General features: G+C 34.2%; 8 protein-coding genes and 1 pseudogene. 6 read left to right on the top strand and 3 right to left on the bottom strand.

The annotated features are described in order from the left end of the window. Positions 1–314: 314 nt before the first annotated feature. Positions 315–494 (bottom strand): hypothetical protein, encoded by a 180-nt coding sequence (locus F6K22_RS21970; protein ID WP_293102674.1) that lies wholly within the window; start codon positions 492–494, stop codon positions 315–317. A 250-nt stretch (positions 495–744) separates the two neighbouring features. Here F6K22_RS21970 and cysE point away from each other — a divergent pair, with 250 nt between their 5' ends. Then, on the top strand, positions 745–1,452 hold the full coding sequence (cysE, locus tag F6K22_RS21965) for a serine O-acetyltransferase (RefSeq protein WP_293102671.1): 708 nt from the start codon (positions 745–747) through the stop codon (positions 1,450–1,452). A 700-nt stretch (positions 1,453–2,152) separates the two neighbouring features. After that, a pseudogene (locus F6K22_RS21960) lies at positions 2,153–2,365 on the top strand (helix-turn-helix domain-containing protein); the annotation flags it as partial. A gap of 67 nt (positions 2,366–2,432) precedes the next feature. On the opposite strand, the gene F6K22_RS21955 reads toward F6K22_RS21960, so the two are convergent. Further along, positions 2,433–3,041, bottom strand: a complete 609-nt coding sequence (locus tag F6K22_RS21955) for an Npun_F5749 family FMN-dependent PPOX-type flavoprotein (protein WP_293102668.1) — start codon at positions 3,039–3,041, stop codon at positions 2,433–2,435. Positions 3,042–4,241: 1,200 nt separating this feature from the next. Further along, on the bottom strand, positions 4,242–5,021 hold the full coding sequence (locus tag F6K22_RS21950; protein WP_293102666.1) for a TIGR04283 family arsenosugar biosynthesis glycosyltransferase: 780 nt from the start codon (positions 5,019–5,021) through the stop codon (positions 4,242–4,244). Between the two features lie 1,439 nt (positions 5,022–6,460). Here F6K22_RS21950 and F6K22_RS21945 point away from each other — a divergent pair. The 4 genes from F6K22_RS21945 (at position 6,461) to F6K22_RS21930 (ending at position 8,663) form a co-directional block, all read left to right on the top strand. Continuing rightward, positions 6,461–6,931 carry a tetratricopeptide repeat protein gene (locus F6K22_RS21945; protein ID WP_293102663.1) on the top strand — a complete coding sequence of 157 codons (471 nt, stop codon included), beginning with the start codon at positions 6,461–6,463 and terminating at the stop codon, positions 6,929–6,931. A 280-nt stretch (positions 6,932–7,211) separates the two neighbouring features. After that, positions 7,212–8,042 carry a bifunctional 2-polyprenyl-6-hydroxyphenol methylase/3-demethylubiquinol 3-O-methyltransferase UbiG gene (gene ubiG, locus F6K22_RS21940; RefSeq protein ID WP_293102660.1) on the top strand — a complete coding sequence of 277 codons (831 nt, stop codon included), beginning with the start codon at positions 7,212–7,214 and terminating at the stop codon, positions 8,040–8,042. 276 nt (positions 8,043–8,318) lie between these two features. Beyond that, entirely contained in the window at positions 8,319–8,444 is a 126-nt protein-coding gene (locus F6K22_RS21935) for a hypothetical protein (RefSeq protein ID WP_293102657.1), read from the top strand. 96 nt (positions 8,445–8,540) lie between these two features. Beyond that, positions 8,541–8,663 carry a hypothetical protein gene (locus F6K22_RS21930; RefSeq protein ID WP_293102654.1) on the top strand — a complete coding sequence of 41 codons (123 nt, stop codon included), beginning with the start codon at positions 8,541–8,543 and terminating at the stop codon, positions 8,661–8,663. Positions 8,664–8,671: the final 8 nt, after the last annotated feature.

Raw genomic sequence — 8,671 nt, 5'->3', positions numbered from 1 at the left:
CCCCGACTTGAATTGTGGAGTGGTTCTCCAAGAGGGAGTTTCCCTTCCCTCAGGTCTAGAAGGGAACCCCATATAATCGACCAAGAGAAAAGAAAAAATTTTCCTTTTAGGCAATCTTCTCCTAAAAAAGGATAGGTAATTGTTAATTGCTGAACATCAACTATGAACACTATAATTTTATATTCCTAAATATTATTTGTTGGAGTTAATCTTTAGTATTTAGTAACTTCTGTTATGAATGAACCTTATTTTTCCAGCTCCTAATTATAGCAATACTTTTGATTATTGGCATAAGATCAAACAATCATTGATCGTTAATCTCCTAAACACCAAGAAATAACTAGGAAAATTACTGATAGACATAACCACCGGGGAATATGCAGCCATTGTATTAAGTCCATTGGTTCTAAAATCAAAACACTCGTCATTAACCAACTAAATATCAATACCATAGTTATCAGAAATAAAGACATAATAGTAGTATTTTGAGACACATTTAAACAACTAATTTGATTCACATTCAAGCATCATATTCAATGATATACTGAAGCAAGAATTGTATTAATTCGATTGGTTCTAAAATCAAGATACTCATCATTAACCAACTAAATATCAATACTATACTTTTTTGATCGGAAATCCAGACATAATAGTAGTATTTTGAGCCACATTTAAACAACTAATTTGATTCACATTCAAGTATAATCTAAAGTGATCTGCTGAACTAAAAATGGTAAATGTCTGATGTTTAAAACCCTTTTAGCTGACTTCCGAATTATCTTCGAAAGAGACCCTGCTGCTCGTAATTGGTTGGAAGTTCTCACTTGCTATCCTGGTCTTCAGGCTTTAGTATTTCATCGTCTTGCCCATAATTTATATTCTTTGAGATTTCCTTTCTTCCCTCGTTTAATTTCTCATATAGGCCGTTTTTTGACCGGGATTGAAATTCACCCTGGAGCTGTTATTGGTCAAGGTGTATTTATTGACCACGGTATGGGTGTTGTGATTGGGGAAACTGCTATTGTGGGAAACTATTGCCTGATTTACCAAGGGGTAACTCTTGGTGGTACTGGTAAAGAAAGTGGCAAACGACATCCTACTTTAGGAGATAATGTGGTTATTGGTGGAGGTGCAAAAGTTCTCGGTAATATTAATATTGGTGATAATGTTCGTATTGGTGCAGGTTCTGTAGTTTTGAGGGATGTTCCTTCTGATTGTACAGTGGTGGGGGTACCAGGTAGAGTTGTACATCGTTCTGGAGTTAAGGTTAATCCTCTAGAACATGGTAGTTTACCTGATTCTGAGGCTAAAGTTATTCGTACTTTGGTCGATCGAATTGATGCTCTTGAGCAACAACTGGAAAGTTTACAAGGTCAATTATCACAGTCTCTTTTAGTGAAGTCTCATGCCGAATCTTCTTTGAGTCATTCCGATCGTAGTTTCCAAGACTGAGCCATTCAAACTTTTTTGAATGGCTCAGAAATTTAACCACACCGCCGGGAACTCCCCTCCTAATTTAGGCTATCCCTTATAAGGAACTCCTGAAAACCTTGTCGGAGGGTGGGGAGAGAGGGAAGAGGGGGAGGAGGGGGGAGTAAGAATCTTGGTGCGCATTTCTCACTTCTTTATGTCTAATTCAATACACTATTTCTGAGAAAAAAGCTGATTCAATACTCGTGCATAACTGACTGAACTTGTCAAGTTTTATGTTAAGAAAGATGTTTATATTTCATAGCTAATTTAGGAGGGTTTATTTATACATAGGCTGAAAATTTGAAAGAGTGGGTATTGTGGTTAGTTTGGGATGAGGAGGAAAAGATTTTTGATTAATAAAATATAGTTTTCTAGTAAATATAAAGTCTCTTCTGCCTTTTTTCCTCCTATTTATCTAAATTTTGGTTGAAGACCCGCTCTCTCCTGCAAGGGAGTGTCCCATGGGAAAACCAATCAATAAGAGCGGTTTCACACATAATATGTAAAAATGTAAAGCTCAAACAAACAAGCAGTAGATGGTTGAAAAAGACTACAAATTTAGTTTTTACTCTACTAAGCAGCAAGAAAATTGGTGTTGGTAATTGGTAAGATGATTTTTTACTCTTAGGTGATACCCATCACTTAGTCTGGTTAGATATTTTAGAGGTATCAGAAAGAGATTACTCTTAAAGTTTCATCTCTTGATTTACCAACGCCAGAAAATTTCCTAAGGAGAACCTTGGGTTGTGTCAGATTAATCTATAACAAGGCTTTAGCTGCTGGAACTTAAGCTTGGTATGATCGACAAGAACGGGTAGGATATGCTCAAACTTCAGCCATGCTGACTACTTGGAAAAAACAGAATGACCTGGATTTTCTCACACAAGTAAGCCTATATTTGATTTTTCAACACAACTGAGCAAAAAATAATAACCACAAGGTTTAGTTCTTTAAAGATTTCAAGGATTTATGGCTTGAGTAGACCAAGTTTTATGGGTATCAATTTGATAAAGCCAGCGATTTTGTGGCTCTCCTCTTAGTTCTAAATGCTCGACTTTTGTTGGATATAGTAATAATAGGCAAAAGTTAAATAGGGGATTGGCTAAGTTTGGTGGGGGTAATTCAAAAGCACTAGCTTCTACTTTACTTTCTACTGGATTAGGCCAAGTAAATTGCTGTCTGGCATTGTCTGAAATTTCTTGCCATATAGTTTGTCTAGCTTTAGCAAGTTTGGCATGAGGATTATTGGCTTTGACTAGGGTAAGTTTTCCACTGAGGCGAAATTGTTCTCTGGTTTTGGGAAAGTACCAACAGACTTCCCCCCAAGGATTTTTTTCTATTTGCTCTACTTTTTGGCTACGACTGTCGGTGATGAATTTTAGCTGATTGGTTTGTTCTAAAAAACCTCGGAATACAATAGTACGATTTTTAGGTTTTCTTTCTGGGGTGACTGTTGCTAACTGGAGATAACGAGCATAGGTAAGGCTCTGGTTTTTATGTAGCGCTCTGGCTAAGGGCGATCGCCAAGGTGCTAGTTCTTCTTCCTCTACTAAGTTAAGTTCGGTCATTTTTTGTATATTTGGGAGTTTTTTTGTAGAGGGTTAATCTTAGGGCTGTTCATTTTAGATTATGGTCAGTCTTGACTAATTGGACTTTATCAGATATTTGTCTTCATGGCAATATATTATCGTCAATTTTCCTGCTTAAGGTGAGATTTATGACTGCTGGAAAATTAGTACGTCATGTCAGATTTTGAGTGACTTTTAGGAGATTTTTCTCTGATAACAAAAAAACTTTTTATACTTTCAACTAGCAAGTATAATTAGTGTATTTATTGATAGGAAAAAGAGAACATAATCATGGTGAATACAAGTTTATAACTGCTTAATTTTTAATTTTACTTCTTAGATACAAAGTATTATTTTATACATTATATTTGATAATGCAGTAGCAGAGATATACTTAAAGACATACTATAGCATAGAATAATCAAAATTTTAAGGGTTAGTTGAAAGAGGGAAAATTTTAGAGATTATGTAAGCATTCAGCTATTAGCATTCAGCTTTCAGCTTTCAGCTTTTGAATAAATGATGTAGCTCGATAGACTTTTAAGGTTAACTAATCGACTTTTACAGTAACTTTTAATTAGCATGAAATTTCGCTTATTACTTTTTCCTCTTTTAAAGGTAATGAAGCTGAGAGCTGAGAGCTGACCGCTATTAACTTATTCTTTTTGAAGGAAGAATTAGAGTTCAAAGATTGAGGAACAATTAAAAGTTACTCTCAAATCATTCTTTGCTAATCTTTTTCATTAATTACTTAGTGCAGGATTATTACTAAGGAAAAATTGTTTACCTAGCATTCCGCAGGAAAAGCTAAAGGGGAGCTACCTGAATGCTTACCTCTTGCATAACTGCTCCGCTTTTCATATTGGCAATAGCTGAAGTGCGTTTGTGTTTCGCTGCGCGACATGAAAAGCATTCCGATAGGAAAGTTGTACGCCAGCAAAACGACCGTTTTTTCTCCTGGAAAGGGGAGGCTTTAAACCTGAATTATTTAATTATTAATTATTCGGTAATTGAAAAATTAAGTAGGTATAACAAGGCAGCTATCCTGATAGCAGAAAGTAGAAGATAAAAGGTTTTTTAAGGATATGACTTTTCCTCGCATAGGAATAGTTTTGTCCTGTCTACCTAGTTAGTAATAGGTATGTTTGTAACCTATACCTAGCAAAACCTGAAAATCCTAATTAGAGTTAGTAAACTCTTTCAACGAATATCTTGATAAAAACGTTTAAGAAAAGTAGGTGAAACTCCAAAGCCCCATAAAAAACCAATAAATAGATAAATCAAATTTGCTTGGAAAACTCCCCACTTAGCTACACGGCGATCGCTAGTATATACAAACCGATTTACTAAATAAATTCGTCCGAGTTTAAATAACTTCAGACATAAGTCAGCATCTTCCATAATCGATAGATTAGTATTAAAACCACCGACTTTCCAGAAATCTGTACGACGACTGAAAATTACTTGGTCTCCAAACAAAATCCGCAAACCTTTAAAGAATAAATGGGGGCGAAAAAGTAGGGGAGCATAAAAAGTTTTGAGATAATTATGTAAGGAAATACTCCAGCGAGTAGTTTCGGAATTACCCATAATTGAAATAAATCCACCACAAACAATGTTTTGATTTGCCAAAGTTTGGGAAATTATAGAAATTAAGTCATGAGGTACTATAGTATCGGCGTGGAGAAAACAGAGAATTTCTCCTGTTGCTATTTTAGCGCCTAAATTCATTTGCATGGAACGTCCACGTTCAGGAGAATAAATGACAGGAACTCCAAAGGAAAGAGCAATGGAAACTGTTTCATCTTCGCTGTAGCTATCTACTACTAATATTTCTTTTGGTGGAGGGTTAAGTAAAGAAATATTTTTGAGAGTAAGCGGTAGACAAGCTGCTTCATTGAGAGTAGGAATAATGATGGAAATATTGGGCATAGATTTATTGATATATTCCAAATTCAGTAGTAGGTTTTTAGTTTTCATTAATCAGCTCATAGCTTTTGCAGTCTGAATTAGTATTGAGAGACTCAGGCAGAATTAAAAGTATCAAAACAGATCTGCTAACTGGAGAATTTATCGAGTTACCTTACTCATTAAAAAGCTGAATACCTACATTAAGTAAACTAACAGTACACTCAAAAATCAGATTATATAGGAATCCTATTTTGGTTATATAGAAAATATTTTATAACAAGAAAACAGAGTTCATTAATGGATAATGGATAATGGCGAACTTGATAATTACAAGAAGGTTAAAACCGCTCGGGAATTGAGTATAAGGAAACATTATTTCTTCTCTCAAGGGGAGATTGGATATGGCGCCGGTAACCCATCCATCCCATCCTTCGGAATGCTCCGCTTTCCGACCGCTTTTCCCCTTGAAAGGGGAGGCAGAGTAAGCTGAATTATTTAATTAATAATTAATAATTGTTAATTATTCGGTAAGGATTTCAGGATTTTTTTCTCATGCCTAAATTTTTTATAAATTATTTAGGATTCCTGTATATCAGAGATTGAATGTATCAGGAAATATAAAAAAGAAGATAGGGAACAGGGAATAGGCGAAGACCCTATTATTTGTAATTTAGAATTCACTATAACTTTAGGAGTATGAGTACCAAGTGCGTCCTAACTCTAGACTGATTTCAATCTCTAGTCTTATTCCAGCTTAAAGATTTAGTTGCTCCAAAAGTCTCTTAATACTTATTTTATAAACAGTCTCTCAACTCTATAGGTAAGGTTAAGATAATTAGGTTATATAGCAGTAAACATTTCCTGTGGAATGGGGAGCAAACAGTCGTCAGCTATTACCTATTAGCGATTAATTCATTGCCTTTATAGCAGAAATTAGTATTGAGAGATTTAAGGAGAATTAAAAGTATGGGAAACTAACCTTGACTTAGAGAGTGTATATTAATTATTTATGAAACAGCTAATGGCTGAATGCTTACCTACACCAAGATAAGGTGTTGTACCTTTATAGCTAAAGTTAAAGGTCAAATTATTCCTGTGGCTAAGTTTGATAATTTGAGAATGTTCTAACAGTAATGGCAACTACTATAGAATTCTAAATATAGATATTGACTTGAAAAGGAGCGCTAATAACTGAAAATATTTTTCCTGTTCTTTGTTGCTTTTAACAGTTATAGCGGTTCTCATAATTAATTGAGATATAATATTTTTTCCTATTCTCTATTCTGTGTTGCTTAAAATCCAGAACTTGTGTACCTCATCTATTTCATAAATGCCATATCTTTACTATTGTCAAAATCAATGTACATTAGCGGTTATCATTAATATGATAACTAGTACTTTTTCTATTCCCTATTCCCTATTCCCTATTCCCTATTCCCTATTCCCTATTCCCTATTTCCAGAAAAAATTAAATTAATTTTGCACAGGTACTTATTACAACTAAGATTATGGATAAATCATCAATTAGAGCATTACTGGAAGACTTAAAAAATTCCGACGAATTGATTATAAATAAAGCCACGGGTGAACTGTGGAGAATTTGGTTTGAAGAAAAAGGTGTTGCTGGGTTAGAAGCAATTAGACGTTCAGAAAATTGGTTGCAAGCTGGAGAAATTGATCGGGCAGAAGCAGTGTTAAATAAATTAATTGAGGATTTACCAGATTTTGCAGAAGCTTGGAATCGAAGAGCGGTTCTTTATTACACTTTAGGGCAGTACAGAAAGGCAGCAAAAGATTGTGAGATGGTGGTTAAATTTAATCCTTTTCATTTTGGAGCTTGGCATGGTTTGGGATTATGTTATGCAGGATTAGGAGAATATCGAGAAGCTATTTTAGCTTTTCAAAAAGCTTTAGAAATTCAGCCTTATGCTGTTCAAAATCAAAGGTTAATTTTGGAGTGTACGGCGAGGTTGAGCTAGACATATTATAAGCATTCAGCTATTAACACTCAGGTAGCCTCCTGTAGAATAACTGCGTTAACAGCAAATAATGAATAATTTTTTCTAAGGTTAAATAAATGTACTTTAGCAGTAGCTTTTAATTATCTCTCAATTTATCAATTTCTTTTACCTCCTTCTATCTTTAAAGATAATCAAACTGTGATATTTGACCGCTGAATGATTACAAAAATCCTACTATTTCCTCAGTTTTTTTGAGATTAATTTTATCAAAAAAGCTTGATTTAATTCATCAATAGCTATGAAAAGAAATGACCTAGAGTTTTATGACCTAAGTGCTAATCAATGGTGGGATAAAAATTCTCAAATTTATGCTCTTTATTATCTCAATCAACCCAGGTTTCAATTTTTCAATAGATACATCTCTCAATGGCAAGGATTAAAAGTTTTGGATGTTGGTTGTGGAGGTGGTTTTTCATGTGAATTTATGGCAAAAAAGGGAACCATAACTTATGGCATTGACTCTTCGGCAAAATGTATAGAAGCTGCTCAAAGACATAGTTGTGAAAATAGCTTGGATATTAACTATAAAATCGGGGTTGCTGAAAAATTGCCTTATCAAGATAATACTTTTGATGTTGTGATTTGTGTGGATGTTTTGGAACACGTTTCTAATTATCATCAAGTTATCTCAGAAATATATAGAGTGTTGAAACCTGGTGGTATTTTTTTCTATGACACTATAAATAGAAATTTTCAATCTCGATTTGTGATGATTTGGTTGATGGAAAATTTATTACGATTAATTCCTCTAGGGGTTCACGATTGGAATAATTTTATTCAACCAGAGGAGTTAAAAGAGTTGATGCTTTCTTTGGATTTTATTGAGATAGAGATGAAAGGTTTTGACTTGTTTGGAGAAATAGGTTATGTCTTGGGAGAGTTGAATATTTTCAGAAAAAATCTGAAGTTCGATAAGTCGTTACAAGTATTTATTCGGAAGTTCGTGCAAGTCTGGAAGGCAAATATTCTTAACTATCAGCTATATCAAAAAACTGGATATTTTCAAGTTAGTTTAAATGAGGATATGTCAATTATGTATATTGGTAAGGCAAGAAAAAGGGAGGAATGATGAATATTATCTCCTCGGTTTTCGACTACTCAATTTTTCTGGTTTTGTCAGTGAGAGATTTTGTTTGAAACTCTCATTTTTTTTGCCAAAGCTAACTAGAGAGATTTGTCTGAGTCTACATCTATATATATAGATATTTATCGGAGTCGCTCTGAAGAAAAGTTTCTCAATTATGAGGTCTAGGCAGTCAGATTTTTTCTGGTCTGAGTAGGATTTTTGGAAATATTATCTCCTCGGTTTTCGACTATTCAATTTTTCTGGTTTTGTCAGTGAGAGATGTTGGTTGAAACTCTCAATTTTTTGCCAAAGCTAACTAGAGAGAAATGGTATGACTCTACATCTATATATATAGATATTTATCGGAGTCGCTCTGAAGAAAAGTTTCTGAATTATCAGGTGTAGGCAGTCAGATTTTTTCTGGTCTGAGTAGGATTTTTGGAAATATTATCTCCTCGGTTTTCGACTATTCAATTTTTCTGGTTTTGTCAGTGAAAGATTTTGTTTGAAACTCTCAATTTTTTGCCAAAGCTAACTAGAGAGAAATGGTATGACTCTACATCTATATATATAGATATTTATCGGAGTCGCTCTGAAGAAAAGTTTCTGAATTATCAGGTGTAGGCAGTCAG

The organism is Okeania sp. SIO2F4, from assembly GCF_010672385.1.
Lineage (GTDB): Bacteria > Cyanobacteriota > Cyanobacteriia > Cyanobacteriales > Microcoleaceae > Trichodesmium.
Note: the sequence above shows the minus strand (reverse complement) of the source record. Positions and strands in the feature narration are given on the sequence as shown.

Excerpts from the sequence above, each read along its gene's own strand:
- F6K22_RS21945 (WP_293102663.1), top strand. The coding sequence starts at position 6,461 with ATGGATAAATCATCAATTAGAGCATTACTGGAAGACTTAAAAAATTCC.
- F6K22_RS21935 (WP_293102657.1), top strand. The coding sequence starts at position 8,319 with ATGTTGGTTGAAACTCTCAATTTTTTGCCAAAGCTAACTAGAGAGAAA.
- F6K22_RS21955 (WP_293102668.1), bottom strand. The coding sequence starts at position 3,041 with ATGACCGAACTTAACTTAGTAGAGGAAGAAGAACTAGCACCTTGGCGA.
- F6K22_RS21950 (WP_293102666.1), bottom strand. The coding sequence starts at position 5,021 with ATGAAAACTAAAAACCTACTACTGAATTTGGAATATATCAATAAATCT.
- cysE (WP_293102671.1), top strand. The coding sequence starts at position 745 with ATGTTTAAAACCCTTTTAGCTGACTTCCGAATTATCTTCGAAAGAGAC.
- ubiG (WP_293102660.1), top strand. The coding sequence starts at position 7,212 with ATGAAAAGAAATGACCTAGAGTTTTATGACCTAAGTGCTAATCAATGG.